General features: G+C 60.9%; 13 protein-coding genes. 5 read left to right on the top strand and 8 right to left on the bottom strand.

Annotated features, from left to right (window positions below; all coding sequences use genetic code 11):
* Positions 1-6: 6 nt before the first annotated feature.
* The 5 genes from HBN63_RS18050 to HBN63_RS18030 form a co-directional block, all read right to left on the bottom strand.
* Entirely contained in the window at positions 7-1,254 is a 1,248-nt protein-coding gene (locus tag HBN63_RS18050; protein WP_090256084.1) for an ABC transporter permease, read from the bottom strand.
* 116 nt (positions 1,255-1,370) lie between these two features.
* Complete coding sequence (locus HBN63_RS18045; protein WP_170050365.1) at positions 1,371-2,411, bottom strand: ABC transporter substrate-binding protein; 1,041 nt, start codon at positions 2,409-2,411, stop codon at positions 1,371-1,373.
* 55 nt (positions 2,412-2,466) lie between these two features.
* On the bottom strand, positions 2,467-3,576 hold the full coding sequence (locus HBN63_RS18040) for an ABC transporter ATP-binding protein (protein WP_170050364.1): 1,110 nt from the start codon (positions 3,574-3,576) through the stop codon (positions 2,467-2,469).
* A 233-nt stretch (positions 3,577-3,809) separates the two neighbouring features.
* A complete protein-coding gene (locus tag HBN63_RS18035) occupies positions 3,810-4,439 on the bottom strand; it encodes a response regulator transcription factor (protein WP_170050363.1) in 630 nt (209 codons plus the stop codon).
* Entirely contained in the window at positions 4,436-6,772 is a 2,337-nt protein-coding gene (locus HBN63_RS18030; protein ID WP_345940497.1) for a PAS domain S-box protein, read from the bottom strand. Before HBN63_RS18030 ends, HBN63_RS18035 begins: the two co-directional genes overlap by 4 nt.
* A 213-nt stretch (positions 6,773-6,985) precedes the next feature.
* Between HBN63_RS18030 and HBN63_RS18025 the strand changes: the two genes are divergently transcribed.
* A complete protein-coding gene (locus tag HBN63_RS18025; RefSeq protein WP_170050361.1) occupies positions 6,986-8,011 on the top strand; it encodes an alpha/beta hydrolase family protein in 1,026 nt (341 codons plus the stop codon).
* A gap of 2 nt (positions 8,012-8,013) precedes the next feature.
* On the opposite strand, the gene HBN63_RS18020 is transcribed toward HBN63_RS18025, so the two are convergent.
* The 3 genes from HBN63_RS18020 to HBN63_RS18010 are packed head-to-tail and all read right to left on the bottom strand — an operon-like array spanning position 8,014 to position 10,461.
* Positions 8,014-8,775, bottom strand: coding sequence for a DnaJ domain-containing protein (locus tag HBN63_RS18020; RefSeq protein ID WP_170050360.1), 762 nt, complete (start codon positions 8,773-8,775; stop codon positions 8,014-8,016).
* A gap of 1 nt (position 8,776) precedes the next feature.
* A complete protein-coding gene (murU, locus tag HBN63_RS18015; protein ID WP_170050359.1) occupies positions 8,777-9,448 on the bottom strand; it encodes an N-acetylmuramate alpha-1-phosphate uridylyltransferase MurU in 672 nt (223 codons plus the stop codon).
* Positions 9,445-10,461 carry a phosphotransferase gene (locus HBN63_RS18010; protein WP_170050358.1) on the bottom strand — a complete coding sequence of 339 codons (1,017 nt, stop codon included), beginning with the start codon at positions 10,459-10,461 and terminating at the stop codon, positions 9,445-9,447. Before HBN63_RS18010 ends, murU begins: the two co-directional genes overlap by 4 nt.
* Before the next feature lie 125 nt (positions 10,462-10,586).
* On the opposite strand from HBN63_RS18010, the gene HBN63_RS18005 reads away from it, so the two are divergent.
* The 4 genes from HBN63_RS18005 to rsmA all read left to right on the top strand — a co-directional run bounded on the left by HBN63_RS18005 (position 10,587) and on the right by rsmA (position 16,740).
* Complete coding sequence (locus HBN63_RS18005; protein ID WP_170050357.1) at positions 10,587-13,379, top strand: LPS-assembly protein LptD; 2,793 nt, start codon at positions 10,587-10,589, stop codon at positions 13,377-13,379.
* Positions 13,360-14,652 (top strand): peptidylprolyl isomerase, encoded by a 1,293-nt coding sequence (locus tag HBN63_RS18000; protein WP_167354484.1) that lies wholly within the window; start codon positions 13,360-13,362, stop codon positions 14,650-14,652. Before HBN63_RS18005 ends, HBN63_RS18000 begins: the two co-directional genes overlap by 20 nt.
* 174 nt (positions 14,653-14,826) lie before the next feature.
* Entirely contained in the window at positions 14,827-15,828 is a 1,002-nt protein-coding gene (gene pdxA / locus HBN63_RS17995) for a 4-hydroxythreonine-4-phosphate dehydrogenase PdxA (RefSeq protein WP_170050356.1), read from the top strand.
* 108 nt (positions 15,829-15,936) lie between these two features.
* The gene (gene rsmA, locus HBN63_RS17990; RefSeq protein WP_170050355.1) at positions 15,937-16,740 is read left to right on the top strand and encodes a 16S rRNA (adenine(1518)-N(6)/adenine(1519)-N(6))-dimethyltransferase RsmA; all 804 of its coding nucleotides are present in this window, start codon (positions 15,937-15,939) and stop codon (positions 16,738-16,740) included.
* Positions 16,741-16,754: the final 14 nt, after the last annotated feature.

Genomic DNA, 16,754 nt, shown 5'->3' with positions numbered 1-16,754 from the left:
GCCTTTTTATCCCAGACGCAGGCGGCTCGCGCCCACCAACCAGCTGTACACCACATAGAGCAGCATGGTGGCCAGCAACAGCAGGCCGCCGAGGGCTGTGGCCATGCCCCAGTTGATGGTGGTGTTGGTGTAGAAGGCGACGAAGTAGCTGATCATCTGGTCGCTCGGGCTGCCCAGCAGGGCCGGGGTAATGTAGTAGCCAATGGACAGGATGAACACCAACAAACAGCCGGCACCGACGCCAGCCAGGGTCTGCGGGAAGTACACCCGCCAGAAGCTGGCGAAGGGATGACAGCCAAGGGAAATCGCCGCACGCATATAGCTCGGTGAGATGCCCTTCATCACGCTGTAGATCGGCAGAATCATAAACGGCAGCATGATGTGCACCATCGCCACATAGACCCCGGTGCGGTTGAACACCAGCTGCAGCGGCTGGTCGATAATGCCCATGGCCATCAGCGCGCTGTTGATCAGCCCGCCCGACTGCAGCAGTACGATCCACGCCGCCACCCGCACCAGGATCGAAGTCCAGAACGGCAGCAACACCAGGATCATCAACAGGTTGCTGGTGCGGGTCGGCAGGGTGGCCAGCAGGTAGGCCAGCGGATAGGCCAGCACCAGGCAGAGGGCAGTGATCACCAGGCCCATCCAGAAGGTACGGGCGAAAATGTCCAGGTAGATAGCCTGATCCGGGGTAGCCGTGGCCAGTTCGCCAAGGTCGTCAATGCGGTGGTCGAGGGCCGCCAGCAAGTAGTAAGAGGTGAAAGCGCTGTCGTTACGGCGGATCACCTGCCAGTAGGCCGGGTCGCCCCAGCGCTCGTCGAGGCTCTCCAGGGCATTCTTGTAGGAGGCCGGTTCCTGCTTGAACGGCAGCGCACGCCCGGTCTTGGCCATCAGGCTGCGGTAACCGGCCAACTCCATGTTCAGGCGCTTGGACAGATCACCAATGGTCTGCTGCTTGCGCGCCTCGGCCAGGTCGAGGCTGAGAGCCTTGTAGGCCGCCTCTTCCGGCAGGCCACGGCCATCCCAGGTGGCAATCGCCGCAACGGTACGCGGCAGGCTGCTCACCACCTCGGGGTTTTCCACGCTTTTATAGAGAAGAATGCCAATCGGCAGGATGAACACCACCACGAGGAACACCAACAGCGGCAGGATCAGGCCCTGCGCCTTGAGGCGGTTGATCCGCTCGGCACGCGCCAATTTCTGCTTCAGGGTGAGCCCGGCGAATTCGCTGAGGGGGACGGTTTCAGCCATTGCTAGCTCCGCTAAATCTGGCCGCGCGAGGCGGCAGGAAAAAAGAGACAAGGGGGCGCCCACGGCGCCAGCCCCATCCCCAGACCCTCTCCCGTAGGAGAGGGGGTGTTAGCAACTTACTTGGCTGCCCAGGCGTTGAAGCGCTGTTCCAGCTGTTCGCCGAAATCGGCCCAGAACTCCACGTTCATGGCGACCTGGCCGGCGATGTTTTCCGGGGTGGTCGGCATGTCTGCCAGCAGGCCCTTGTCGAGCAGCGCGACGGCGTTCTTATTGGCCGGGCCGTAGGCGATATTCGACGAGTAGACCTTCTGCTGATCAGGCTGCACGGTGAAGGCAGCGAAGGCCTTGGCCGCATCAAGGTCCTTGGCACCTTTCGGGATAGCCCAGGAGTCGAAGTCGTAGACGCCGCCGTTCCACACCACTTTCAGGTTGCTCTCCTTCTGCACGGCAGCAATGCGGCCGTTATAGGCGGAGCTCATGACCACGTCACCGGAAGCGAGGAACTGCGGCGGCTGAGCGCCGGCCTCCCACCACTGGATGTGCGGTTTGATCTGATCGAGCTTTTTGAAGGCACGATCCTGGCCTTCCTGGGTAGCGAGCACGCCATACACGTCTTTCGCTGCCACGCCGTCAGCCATCAGGGCGAACTCCAGGGTGTACTTAGCACCCTTGCGCAGACCGCGCTTACCGGGGAATTTGGCTACGTTCCAGAAATCGGCCCAGCCGGTTGGGGCGCTGGCCAGCTTGTCGGCGTTGTAGGCGAGCACTGTCGACCAGACGAAGAAGCCCACGCCGCATGGCTGCACGGCACCGTCGATAAAGTTGGCGGCATCGCCGAACAGGGCCGGGTCGAGTTCCTCAAACAGACCTTCGTCGCAGCCGCGCGCCAGCTCCGGCGACTCCACTTCCACCAGACTCCACGACACGCTGTTGGTATCGACCATAGCTTTGACCTTGGCCATCTCACCGTTGTATTCACCGGCGATCACCTTACCTTTACCGGCCGCTTCCCACGGCTGGTAGAAGGCCTTGGTCTGCGCCTCCTTGTTGGCACCACCGAAGGAAATCACCGTCAGATCGGCGGCGGCCGCTTGGCCGGCGCAGGCCAGGCCGAGAGCCAGGGCGCCGAGGCGCAGGTTGCTGTGCAGTTTGCTCATTGTTGTTCTCTCCACTGTGCAGGGTTGTTAAACAGGCTCTGGGGTACTAAAACACTCACTCCGCCAGCAGCGGGTCGAGGGCGCGAACGTGCTCCACATGCCAGCCAAGCGGCACCACATCGCCCACCCCCATGGTGGGTTCGAGCTCGGCGATCGGCTGCTTGACGAAGAAATCGGGCTTGCCGCACACCTCCATACGGATGCGCACGTGGTCGCCCAGGTAGATGAATTCCGCCACGCGCCCGGAGAAGCGGTTGGCGCACTGCTCGCTGGCACCGTTCAGGCGCACGCGCTCGGGGCGAATCGACAGGGTCACCGGCTCACCCAGCCCACCAACGTTCACCGCCAGCGCCTCGACCTGCTCGCCACGAGGCAGGCCAATCACGCAACGCTCGCCGTCGTGGCTGATCAACTGGCCGCTGAGACGGTTGTTTTCGCCGATAAAGTTGGCGACGAAGGTGTTCTTCGGCGACTCGTAGAGGTCACGAGGCGGGGCGATCTGCTGGATCTCGCCCTGGTGGAACACCGCCACGCGGTCGGACATGGTCAGCGCTTCGCCCTGGTCGTGGGTGACGTAGACCACAGTCACGCCCAGACGCTGGTGGATATGTTTGATTTCCATCTGCATATGCTCGCGCAGCTGCTTGTCCAGCGCGCCAAGCGGCTCGTCCATCAGCACCAGCTGCGGTTCGAACACCAGGGCACGGGCCAGGGCCACGCGCTGCTGCTGCCCGCCGGAGAGCTGCGCCGGATAGCGATTACGGAAGCTGTCGAGCTGGACCATGGACAGGGCTTTTTTCACCCGCTCGGTGCTGTCGGTACGCGACATGCCGCGCACACTCAGAGGGAAGGCCAGGTTCTCGGCCACGGTCATGTGCGGAAATAGCGCGTAGTTCTGGAACACCATGCCGATGTCACGCTTGTGCGGCGGCAGGCGGTTGAGCGAGCGACCGTCGAGCAGAATCTCGCCGGCAGTGGGAGTTTCGAAACCGGCCAGCATCATCAGGCTGGTGGTTTTACCCGAACCGGACGGCCCCAGCAGGGTGAGAAATTCGCCCTTGCGGATATCCAGATTGAGATCTTTGACGATCAGGTTTTCGCCGTCGTAGCTTTTTTGCACACCACGAAAGCTCACCAGTACATCGTTTGCCTGAGACCCGCTCATCGCCACACCCTTGTTGTTGTCTGCACGCTGATGGCACAAGACTAGGGGGGTTAAAGCGGGGGCATAATCGGGCTGGATGACAACCTGCTGTCAGGCGGCAGGAGAACCTTCTGTAGGGATTGCCCTACAAAAACCAGCCCTCACTCAGCGCGCACAGAAGTCGTGCGCACGCCACGCCGGCCGGGCCTTGCAGGCCGGGCAAGAACACATCAAAGCATCCTTAAAGCACCGTTTTAGAGCAGTTTATGCTCCATGGCATAGCGCACCAGATCTGCCACCGAGTGCAGCCCGAGCTTCTGCATCAGCCGCGCTTTGTGGGTGCTGACGGTCTTGTTGCTGACGGCCAGGTGCAGGGCAATGTCATTGACCCCTTCACCGCGCACCAGCCGCTCGAACACTGAAAACTCACGCTCGGACAGCTGCACATGGGGTGGGCGTGAATCCGTCAGGCCCACCTCAAAGACCATGCGGTCGGCCAGTTCCGGGTCAATGTAACGGCCGCCACTGGCCACCTTGCGGATGGCGGCGATCAGCAGCGCCGGATCGCTGTCCTTGGTGGCGTAACCGGCCGCGCCGATCTTCAGCGCACGCGCCGCCATCTGCGCTTCATCGTGCATGGACAGCACCAGAATTGCCGGCGGACGCAGCAGCGCCCGGATCCGCGGAATGGCCTCAAGGCCATTGACGCCGGGCATGGAAATATCCAGCAGCACCACATCACACTCAACCTTGCGTAAGGCCTCCAGCAACTGCTCACCATTGCTCGCCTCCCCCACCACCTCAAGGTCGCGCGCCATACCAATCAGCTGCTTGATGCCTTCACGCACGATGGCGTGGTCTTCTGCCACCAATACCCGAATCACGTCAGTGCCTCCTCATCCAGCGCCACATGCGCCAGCAGCGTAGTGCCCTCGCCTGGCTGGCTGTCAATCTGTAAACGCCCGCCCAGCATTAATACCCGTTCCTGCATACCGACCAGGCCGAACGATTGCCCGGCTTTGCGGGGCGCCTGCGCAAAGCCCTTACCGTCGTCAATCACACACAGGCACAGCTCGCCCTGCTCCACGCGCAAGTACACCTGCACGCTGTGCGCACCGGCGTGGCGCATCACGTTGGTCAGCGCCTCCTGCAAGATGCGGAACAGGCCAATGGCCTTGGCATCGCTGAGTGGCGGCAGGTGGTCGGGCACCTCCACCAGGCAGGGAATCTGGGTGCGCGCTTCAAAGCGGCGCACCTGCCATTCGATGGCCGAGGCAATGCCTGCATCCAGGATCGGCGGGCGCAACGCCGTGGCCACATCGCGGACCAACTGGAACAGATTAGCGATCAGCTTTTTCATGCTGGTCAGACGCTCATCCAGGCCCGCGACCTGACCGGCAAAGGCCAGCTCACACATGGCGGTTTCCAGCTTGAGCACGGTCAGCACCTGGCCGAGCTCGTCGTGCACCTCGCGGGCAATCCGGGCTTTTTCTTCCTCGCGGACGCTTTCCAGGTGGGCCGCCAGTTCGCGCAGGTGGGCACGGGACTCAGCCAACGCCAGCTCCACCTGCTTGTTCTCGGTGATGTCCCAGACGATGCCATCCCACACCACCCGCCCTTCGCCCAAGCTACGCGCTGTGGCCTTGATGTCCGCCCAGCGCAGCTCGCCGTCGCGAGTCAGAATGCGGCCCTGCCATTGCCAATCGCAGTCGCCCAGCAGCGCTGCATCCTGGGTCTGGTGATAGCGCGCTTGATCTTCAGGGTGGACCAGGCTGCGGATGCCACGGTCCTCGCGCTGCAACTCGGCCGCTGGATAGCCCACCAACTCCAGGCTGGCTTCGCTGATGTAGGCAAACTCCACCGGTTGCTCGGCGCTAGCCCGCTCCAGCCGGAACACCAGCCCAGGCACGTTGCCAGCAATGCCTTTGAGGCGCGCTTCGCTCTCCTGCAAGGCGGCCTGTGCGCGGCGCCGTTCGGTGACATCAGTGATAAAAACCACGAGGTATTCCGATTGGTCAAAGCGCAAAAAGCTCAATGACACATCCACCGGCAAGCGGCTGCCATCGGCGCGCTGACAGTCGATCTCAAAGCCAGGCAAAGGCTCCTGGCTGCCACGGGCCTGCCGCCAGAGAGTCAACCAACGGTCCATGCTCAACGCAGGTTCCAGTTGCACCAGCGGCATGTCGACCAACGCGTCGCGGCCATAGCCCAGCATGCGTTCAGCCGCCAGGTTGGCATAACGCACATGGCTGTCCCAATTGACCCAGAGGATGCCCACGGTGCTGTTATCAATCGAGAACTGGCTCAGCCGCAGCGCCTGCTCGGCAGCCTCGCGCTGGCTGAGCACTGCGCGGGCGTCCAGCAACTGACGCTCCAGGCTGCGGCGCTGCAGCAACAGGTAGCGGACAATCGCGGCCAGCGTCAGCAGGATGAGACCGAGAAACACACTGACGCCTTTCCAGAACGCCAGTGGGTTGCCCAGCTGACGCGTTGACAGGGGAAACCAGCGCGCTTGCAGCTGCTCAAGCTCTCCACCGGGCAGCGCTTGCAAGGTGCGCTGGAGAATATCGGCGAGCAGCGGTGCATCGCGGCGACTGCCAATGCGCAGCAACTGCGGCAAGCCAATGTCACCGATGATGCTCAACCCGGCAAACTGGGTTTCACGCAGCAATAAGCTCAGCCGCGCCTCATCCACCACCGCGTAACTGACTTCTTGGCGCAACAACAGATCCAGCGCCTCGCGCTCATTGCCCACCGGCTGCAACTGCACATTGCTATGCGTCACGCGCAGGTATTCCTGTACGGCACTGGGCGCACGCACGGCGACTTTTTCATCGCGGCCGATTCGGTCAAGGTCCACCGCACTGCTGCCGCGCCGCTCACCCACGACCAGATGCGGCACGCGCAAGTACGGATCAGAAAAGCGCCAACGCCGCAGGCCTTGCGGGGTTTGTTGCAGACCGGGGGCCAGGTCAACTTCACCGCGCTGCAGGGCGGCTTCCAGTGCGTCCTGATCGGCAAAGCGTAGCCACTGCCCTTGCACACCCATGCCTTGCAGCAGGCGATTCATCAGGTCCACGTTGGCACCTGATAGGCGCTGCTGGCGGCGATCAAATTGCGCCCAGGGCGCCTGCATCACCAGACCAACCCGCAGGGTTTGGTGATCGCTCAGCCACGCACGCTGCTCGGCGCTAAAGGCCGGCCTCAGGGGCAACACATTACTCTCGGCCGCGCACAGCAGCGCCGGCCACAGTAAAAGAACAATCAACAGGCGCTTCAACGCAACCACACTCCACAGGGGGGAAACGACCGAGCAGGATCCAGCAACCCTTACCTTACTCCAGTCCTGAAGGGCTTAGAGCTATTCAGCCCTGACAAAGGCACGCCCAGGTATTAGGCTTCAGTGGCCTGCCCCGAGAAGGAATGCCTGATGCGCCGCTTTAGCCCCACATGGCCCACCCTGTTCAGCCTGCTATTAGCACTGCTGCTGGTTCACCCCCTGCAGGCTGAGGAGAGCGACAGCGCCACCCCTGAAGCCAGCCCAGAGACTCCCGCCGAGACACCTCGCGCGCCCCTGCCCGAACGCAGCGAAGTGGACGCAACGGCGCTGGAGCAACGGGTGGAGCAGAAGGAGCAGCAACAGCTGAAAGCGGGCGAGGAACCCTTTCTGGCACTCTGGCTGCCAGCCAACGTGGCCGAGCCCAGCGGCGCGGTGATTATTGTCCCGGGCGATGATGAAAGTGCCGACTGGCCACAAGGCGTCGGCCCCCTGCGCAGCAAATTACCCAATGGTGGCTGGCACAGCTTAAGCCTGACCCTGCCCGACCCCAACAGTGATGCACCGCCAGTGCGCATCGCCGAACCAGCGCCCACCGAAGAGCCCGCCGACGCCGCGCCAACGCCAGCAGAGAACGCGGCCGAAAACAGCCCTGCGGCAGATGAAGCCGCTGCGCAAACCACTGACAGCCCGCTCGACAGCGCCGAAACAGCGGAAACTAAACTGAAAGCCATTGAGGAACAGCGCAAGGCGCATGCCGAGCGCGTTTTGGCACGTATCGAGGCGGCTATCGGCTTTGCCGAACAACAACAAGCCAAGCGCATTGTGTTGCTCGGTCATGGCAGTGGCGCTTACTGGGCTGCACGCTACTTGGCAGAGCGCAAGCCTGATCAAATCAAAAACTTGCTGCTGGTCGCAGCACAGCTGCCTGCTGGCTACACCCCGCCGCTTGATGAGTTGATCCCACAACTGCAACTGGCCACTGGCGACTTCTACTACAAGGACCTCGCCACCGACCGACAAGCCGCACTCAAACGCTCGCAAGCCAGCAAACGCCAGAAACACCCCAGCTACATACAGATCGCCATGAAAGCGTTGCCGGGCAACCGCGAAGCCGAACAAGAGCAGCTCTACCGTCGTATTCGGGGCTGGCTGACGCTGAAACTGGAGGCAAAGTAGCCTCAGCGAAAACCGTGGCGCTGGCGAATCAAATCATAGGCTTGGTGCAATTCACGGGTGCGCTCAGTGGCTTCGCGCACACGCTCAGGCGTGGCGCCGCTGCCCGCCAGCTTGTCCGGGTGGTGGCGGCTCAATAAACGCCGGTACGCCTGCTTGATCTGCGCAGGCTCGGCATCGGCAGTTACATTCAATAACGTAAGGGCACGCTGATAGGCGTTGCTGGCCGTCGACACCAGCGGGCCTTGTTGCGGTGCATAAGCATCACTCAGCTGCGTTTGGGTTGCCGAGGACACCTGCAACCATTTGCCCCAGAGCATGATGAGCTCACGCTCGGCCTGGCTGACCTGGCCATCCACCCAGGCCATCCGCCAGCAGGCACGCAGTAATGCTTCACGACGTGCACGCTGGCGCCGCAGTGGCGCTCGCAGGCTGTCACGGCCCACCTTGCCCTGCGCGAAGGCCGCTATCGCCTGACGCTGCCCCTCGGTGTCCAGCCCAAGACGCGTCATTTCTGCCCGCGCTTGCTGAATATGCACGGGCAGAACACGGCCGCCACTCTTGGCCAAACGCCCCAGCAAGACGAAAAGTAGCCACTCATCACGCGACTCTGCGCGACCACCTAAGCGTTCACGCAAGGCTGCCCACGACTCTAGGCGCAGACGCCGATCCAGTACCTGCCCGAGCAAACCGCCGAGCATGGCGCCCGGAATACTGGCCACTGCCAGCCCCGCAACCGTCCCCAGCAGGGTCGCAGGCCAAAGCATCTCAGCGCCGCGCCTCTAGCAACTGCTCGACCTGGGCCAAACGTTCATGGGTTCCCACATCCACCCAGCAACCATCAAACCGCTCACCGGTTACCTGTCCGGTTGCCATCGCGGCACGCAACAGCGGTGCCAGCGAAAAGACGCCCGGCTGACAATCACTGAACAGCGCGGGGGATAACACCGCCATGCCGCTATAGGTCAGGCTGTCCTGGCCTGCTTGCGCATCCGTAACCTGTCCTTTCTGCAAACAGAAGTCGCCCTTGACGTTATGGCCAGGGTTCTCGATCAGCACCAGGTGCGCCAGGCCGGATAACGGACGGCGCAACTCGGCAAAGGGGTAGTCAGTAAAAATATCGCCATTGATCAGCACAAACGGCTGATCGCCTAGCAAAGGCAAGGCCTGAAAGATCCCGCCGCCGGTTTCCAACGGCTCACCCTCAGCGGAATAGGCAATGCTGACGCCGAAGCGCGATCCATCACCCAGGTAATCCTCGATCTGCTGTCCCAGCCAGGCATGATTGATCACCAGCTCGGTGAACCCGGCCGACGCCAACGCACGCACGTGGTACTCGATCAAGGGCACGCCGGCCGCACGCACCAATGGCTTGGGTGTATGCAGGGTCAGCGGGCGCAGCCGCTCACCTTTACCGGCGGCCAGAATCATCGCCTTCATACAGACTCCTGTCGCAGGCTACCAAGCAACTCTGCCAGTTCGGCCAGCTCCGGCCGACGCGCCAATACCGCCTCTATATAAGAGAAGAATCGCGGCACATCCCCCAGGTACTTGGGCTTGCCATCGCGATGGCAAATGCGCGCGAAGATGCCTATGACCTTGAGGTGGCGTTGCACCCCCATCAGGTCGCTGGCTCGCAGAAAATCATCCAGCACCGGCTGAACCGGCACACCTGTCTCAAGCGCCTGCTGCCAGTACTGCTCCAACCAGCTGCTTACGCGCACCTCGGGCCAACTGAGGAAGGCATCCTTGAAGAGACAAGTGACGTCATACGTCACCGGGCCATAGACGGCATCCTGAAAATCCAGCACACCCGGATTCGGCTCGCTGAGCATCAAGTTGCGCGGCATGTAGTCACGGTGCACCAGCACCTTGGGCTGGGCCAGCGCGCTGTCGATCAACAACTGACTGGCACGTTGCCAGAGAGCCTGCTGCTGCTCGCTGAACTCGACACCCAGGTGGCGCTGTACATACCACTCGGGGAAGAGCTGCAGTTCACGACGCAGCAAAGCGTCATCATAGTGGGGGAGTGGCGTGGTCATCGGCAGTCGCTGAAACGCCAATAGCGCTTGCAGCGCATCAGCAAACAACTCATCAGCATTGTCTTCGTTGATCACATCCAGGTAGGTCTGCCGGCCCAAATCGTTGAGCAATAGAAAGCCTCGCTCAAGGTCAGCAGCGAGAATCTGCGGCACATTGAGGCGTGCTTCAGCCAGCAAATGCGCCACTTTAACAAAGGGCGCGCAGTCTTCCTGCGGCGGTGGCGCATCCATCACGATCAGGCTGCGCCCTGCGCCTTGCCAGCGAAAATAGCGACGAAAACTCGCGTCACTGCTGGCAGAGGTAAGCGTGGCGGCGGGTACAGCGCCCCAACCCTGTTTAGCAAACAGCCCAGGTAGCTGCTGATCCAGCCAGTTTTCGAGAAGTTTTAAGCGTACATCTTCATCAGGCATTACAAGGTCTCCGACGGCGCTAGCCGTTGCGCGGGTCATGCTTTATTATCCAGCATCTTTTCAAGCCCATCGAGAGGCGTGCGGCCTCAGGGCCAATGGCGCGCAGGAAGCCCGGAAAAAATAAGATGGCAGTAAAATACCCCGCGTTTCGTAAAAAATTCCCTCTACTGGTCACTGGCAGCCTTCTGGCGCTACAACCTTTAGCCGTTCCTTTTGCTATCGCTGATGAGCAGTATGATTGCCAGGTTTCCGCCACCGGCGGCTGGGCATGTGCCCCGAAAGCCAGCAATGCTGCACTGCCTGCACGGCCAGTACAACGTGATTCGGTCGCCAGCAGCAACGCTGGTGAAGGCAGCACCGAAGCAGCTGCAGGGAAAACCGCGCAAGCGACCCTGGTGACTGAAAGTCGTGGCAAAGGCCTCGTGTCGCGCAGCGCCGACTACAGCCACCTGGACTGGGTGCCGCGCGAAAACCTCAGCGCTGCTCAGTTGGCTGAAGCCGGCCCTTACTGCGCAGGCGCGTATGTAGAGCCGACGCGCCCGGGCATGGACGACAAAACGCCGATGGACGAGGCACCGATGTTCGTATCGGCCAAAGCCTCGCGTTATGAGCAAGAAGAGCAAGTCGCCACCCTCGCCGGTGATGTGGTTCTGCGCCAAGCGGGCATGCAAGTCGAAGCGGATGAAGCCAACCTGCGCCAGGCGGAAAACCGCGGCGAGCTGATCGGCAATGTGCGCCTGCGTGATCAGGGCATGCTGGTAGTGGGTGACCGCGCCGAGCTGCAGCTGGACAATGGTGAAGCCAAAGTCGACAACGCCGAATACGTCCTGCACAAGAGCCATATCCGCGGCAACGCGCTCTACGCCAAGCGCGAAGAAAGCGCGATTATCCGTCTGAAAGACGGCACCTATACCAGCTGTGAGCCCGGCAGTAACGCTTGGCACCTGAAGGGCAACAACATCACCCTGAACCCGGCCACCGGTTTCGGCACCGCGACCAACGTCACTCTGCGGGTGAAGAATATTCCGGTGTTCTACACACCTTATATCTACTTCCCGATTGATGACCGTCGCCAGTCCGGCTTCCTGCCGCCGAGCATCGGCAGCTCAAGCGATAATGGCCTGACCCTGCAAACGCCGTACTACTTCAACCTTGCGCCAAACTATGACGCAACGCTGTACCCGACCTATATGAGCGATCGCGGCTTGATGATGGAAGGCGAATTCCGCTACCTCACCAAGAACAGCGAAGGTCAGGTTGGCGGCGCGTACCTCGACGACAGTAACGATGATCGTAAGCTGCAGTCGGATTACGAAGATCAGCGCTGGATGTACAGCTGGCAACACAAGACAGGCCTGACTTCGCGCCTGCTGGCGGAAGTTGATTACACCGACATCAGCGACCCTTACTACTTCCAGGACCTGGATACTGACCTGGGTGTAAGCGCAACGGGTTATGTCAATCAGCGCGGCACATTGACCTATCGTGGCGACAGTTACACAGCCCGCCTGAATGCTCATGCTTATGAGCTGGCCAACATTACTGACATCACCCCGTATAACCGCCTGCCACAACTGACTCTGGACGGCGTACTGCCATTTAAACCCGCAGGCGTTAACTTCAGTTATGGCACGGAATATGTGCGTTTCGACCGTAGCCTGCGCAAAGGCAACTTTATTGATGAAGACGGCGGCCCGCTCAACGCCGATGGAAGCATCGGCACGCCGTGGTACGACACCGTCGTCAAAGGCCTGGCTCGCGCCAACGGCGATCGCCTGCATGTCGAGCCAGGCGTCAGCCTGCCGCTCAACTGGAGCTGGGGCTATATCAAACCGCAGGTCAAGTATCTGCAGACCAACTACGATCTGACACTTGATCAGCAAGGCAAGAATTCGCTGCTGGCAGAACAGGAATACAAAAGCAGTCAAAGCCGTGGCGTCGGTATGTTCAGCCTGGACAGCGGCCTGTACTTTGACCGCAACACTCAATGGTTCGGCAAGTCCTACCGCCAGTCCCTTGAGCCTCGCCTGTTCTACCTCTATGTACCCGAGGAAGACCAGACAGACATTCCGGTCTTTGACACCGGCGAAAGCAACTTCAGCTACTCCTCGCTGTGGCGTGAAAACCGCTTCTCCGGCAAGGATCGTATCGGCGACGAGAACAAACTCTCTCTGGGTGTGACCAATCGCTGGATTGAGCCAAATGGTTTTGAGCGTCAGCGCTTCAGCATTGGCCAAGCGTTCTACTTTGAAGATCGCCAGGTCCAATTGCCAGGCATTGATTACCGCACTCGCGGTGATGCAACTGCATCGGTATCGCCTTACGCGCTTGAGTACCTGTATCGCTTTAACCGCGACTGGCGCTTCTCGTCGGACTTCAACTGGGATCCAGACAGTGGCAGCACCCGCTCGGGCAGCGCCATGTTCCACTACCAGCCAGAAGACAATCCGAACAAGGTGGTCAACGCCGGTTACCGTTACCGCAATGATACTGTGCGCTATGACGAAGCCAGTGGTAACTGGGTAGTAGGCGGTGGCGACTACGGTACCCCGGGCAGCCCGAACTACATCAAGGACTACTACAAGATCAGCCAGCACGACTTCTCGGTCATCTGGCCAATCGTGCCGCAGTGGAGCGTGATCTCTCGCTGGCAGTATGACTACGGCCGCGACCGTACGCTGGAGGCCTTCGCAGGCTTCGAGTACGACAGCTGCTGCTGGAAACTGCGTCTGATCAACCGTTACTGGATTGACTACGACGAAGTCAGCTTGAACCCGTCACTGAACGACCAGGCTGATCGCGGCATCTTCTTGCAGATCGTACTCAAAGGTCTGGGTGGCGTAGTCGGCAATAAAGTTGAGACTTTCCTCGACCAAGGCATTCAAGGTTATCGTGAACGTGAAGATCAAGCTTTCTGATTGCGTGCGCCCCCTGCTGTTGGGCGCGCTGTTTCTGGGTACCGCAGCAAATGCTGCGGTTCAACCACTCAACCGCGTTGTAGCGATTGTCGACAATGATGTAGTGATGCAAAGCCAGCTCGACTCACGCTTGCGTGAAGTGCAGCAAACCATCACCCAGCGCGGTGCAGCCCTGCCGCCGGAGCACGTGCTCAGCCAGCAAGTGCTTGAGCGCCTGATCATCGAGAACATCCAGCTACAGATTGGCGAACGCTCTGGCATTCGCATCACTGATGAAGAGCTGAACCAGGCCATTGGCACCATCGCCCAGCGTAATGGCATGAGCATCGAGCAGTTCCGCGCCGCCTTGGCGGCAGATGGCCTCTCGTACACCGATGCCCGTGACCAAGTTCGCCGCGAGATGATCATCAGCCGTGTGCGCCAACGCCGCGTGGCTGAGCGCATCCAGGTAACCGATCAGGAAGTGCAAAACTTCCTCGCCTCAGACATGGGCAAGATGCAGCTGTCGGAAGAATTCCGCCTGGCTAACATCCTGATCCCGGTCACCGAAGCTGCATCTCCGGAAGATATTCAGGCAGCCGAGCGTCAAGCTCGTGAGCTGTACCAGCAGCTTCAACAGGGTGCCGACTTCGCCCAGCTGGCCATTGCCCGCTCGGCCAGCGAAACCGCGCTGGAAGGTGGCGAAATGGGCTGGCGTAAAGCCGGGCAGTTGCCACCGCCTTTCGACAGCATGCTTAGCGCCTTGTCGGTTGGCCAGGTGACAGAGCCGATGCGGACTCCCGGCGGCTTTATCATGATCAAGCTGCTGGAAAAGCGCGGCGGTGACAGCCAGGTACGCGATGAAGTGAACGTTCGCCACATCCTGATCAAACCCAGCGAAATCCGTAGCGAAGCTGAAACCAAACGCCTGGTTGAACGTCTGTACCAGCGGATCCTGGCCGGGGAAGATTTCGCCGAACTGGCGAAGAACTTCTCCGAAGACCCAGGCTCGGCGCTGAACGGCGGCACCCTGAGCTGGATCGACCCGAATGTACTGGTGCCTGAATTCCGCGAAGTGATGAACAACACGCCAGCTGGCGAGCTGTCCAAACCCTTCAAGAGTCCTTACGGCTGGCATGTTCTCGAAGTCATGGGCCGCCGCGCCACGGACAGCAGCGCACAGTACCGCGAGCAGCAGGCCATGACCGTACTGCGTAACCGCAAGTACGATGAAGAGCTGCAAGCGTGGCTACGCCAGATCCGCGACGAGGCCTACGTCGAAACCAAACTCTGACAGGCGCATCGCGCTCGCGCAGACAACCGAAAAGCCTGGCTGATGCATCTGCAGAGCCAGGCTTTTTTGTGGCCGCTCAAACCTGGCAGCTACTCGCCAGGGCGACGCATAATGCCTCACCGCCCTCGCCACCTGATGGGCTAACCCTTATGGCACAGACGTGAGAGCCCCTCCATGAACACCGCCCGTCTTTTTGCGCTAACACCTGGCGAACCAGCCGGCATAGGCCCCGACCTCTGCCTGCTGCTGGCGCGTCACGCACAGCAGCACGCGCTGATTGCCATCGCCAGTCGCGACTTGTTAGCTGAGCGCGCCCAGCTGCTTGGGTTAAGCATTGACCTGATCAACGTCAGCCCCGGTGCCTGGCCAAGCCAGGCTGCGGCGGCAGGTAGTCTGTACGTCTGGGATACACCACTCGCCGCGGCCGTGGTTGCTGGCCAGCTGAACGCACGTAACGCGCCCTACGTACTGGAAACACTGACCCGCGCCGGCCAGGGCTGCCTCGACGGCCACTTCGCGGGCATGATTACCGCCCCCGTGCACAAGGGCGTGATCAACGAAGGCGGGATTGCCTTCTCCGGGCACACCGAGTTTCTCGCCGAACTGACCCACACCGAGCAGGTGGTGATGATGCTCGCTACCCACGGCCTGCGTGTGGCGTTGGTGACAACACATTTGCCACTCAAGGATGTAGCCGCAGCCATCACCCCAGGGCGTCTCAGTCGCGTCACACGTATTCTCGACCATGACCTGCGCACGAAATTCGGCATCACTGCCCCGCGTATTCTGGTTTGCGGTCTCAACCCGCACGCCGGTGAAGGCGGCCATTTGGGCATGGAAGAAATCGAGGTGATAGAGCCCACCCTGCAGCAGTTACGCAGCGAAGGTATCAACCTGATCGGCCCACTACCCGCCGACACGCTGTTCACTCCCAAACACCTTGAGCACTGCGATGCGGTGCTGGCGATGTACCACGACCAGGGCTTGCCGGTGCTCAAATACAAAGGCTTTGGCGCTGCGGTGAACATCACCTTGGGTCTACCGATTATCCGCACCTCGGTCGATCACGGCACGGCGCTGGACCTGGCGGGTAGCGGCAAAATCGACAGCGGCAGCCTACAGGTCGCCCTGCAAACGGCCTATGAAATGGCCGCCAGCCAGGTGAAAAGCGCCTGACTGCAACGCCCGGCACGGGGCGTACTCCGCCAATGCTGTTAAACTGTCCGGCTTTCTACCCGCGTTAAATTCGCTTCAAGCCGATGCTTTGAAGCCTGGAGCTGCTGCATGTCCGAATACCAACACCGCGCGCGCAAGCGTTTCGGCCAAAACTTCCTGCATGACGCCGGGGTGATTCACCGCATTCTGCGCGCCATCTTCGCCCGCGAAGGTGAACACATGCTGGAAATCGGCCCAGGCCAGGGCGCATTGACCGAAGGGTTACTGAGCAGCGGCGCGCAGCTCGACGTGATTGAACTCGACCGCGACTTAGTACCGATCCTGCAACACCAGTTCGGCAGCAACCCGCGCTTTCGCCTGAACCAGGGCGACGCCCTCAAATTCGACTTCAACCAGCTACAGGCTGCACCACGCAGCCTGCGTGTGGTCGGCAACCTGCCCTACAACATCTCCACGCCACTGATCTTCCACCTGCTGAGCAATGCCGCATTGATTCGCGACATGCACTTTATGCTGCAGAAGGAAGTGGTTGAGCGCATGGCAGCAGTGCCCGGCGGCGGCGACTGGGGCCGGTTGTCCATCATGGTGCAGTACCACTGCCGTGTGGAGCACCTGTTTAATGTCGGTCCTGGCGCGTTCAATCCGCCGCCAAAGATTGATTCAGCGATCGTCCGCCTGGTGCCACACGAGGTGCTGCCGCACCCGGCCAAGGACCACCACCTGCTTGAGCGTGTGGTGCGCGAAGCCTTTAACCAACGGCGTAAGACCCTGCGCAACACCTTGAAGAACTTACTGCCGGCCGATGCCATCGAAGCGGCGGGCGTCGATGGCAGCCTGCGCCCTGAACAACTGGACCTGGCTGCGTTTGTACGCCTGGCGGACAAACTGGCTGAACACTCCATCGCCGACTGACAGCGGCTAGACTG

This window comes from Pseudomonas sp. WS 5011, from assembly GCF_012985775.1.
In the GTDB taxonomy this organism is placed as follows: domain Bacteria; phylum Pseudomonadota; class Gammaproteobacteria; order Pseudomonadales; family Pseudomonadaceae; genus Aquipseudomonas; species Aquipseudomonas peli.
The sequence above is the reverse complement of the archived record's forward strand: the minus strand, read 5'-3'. Positions and strand labels throughout refer to the sequence as shown.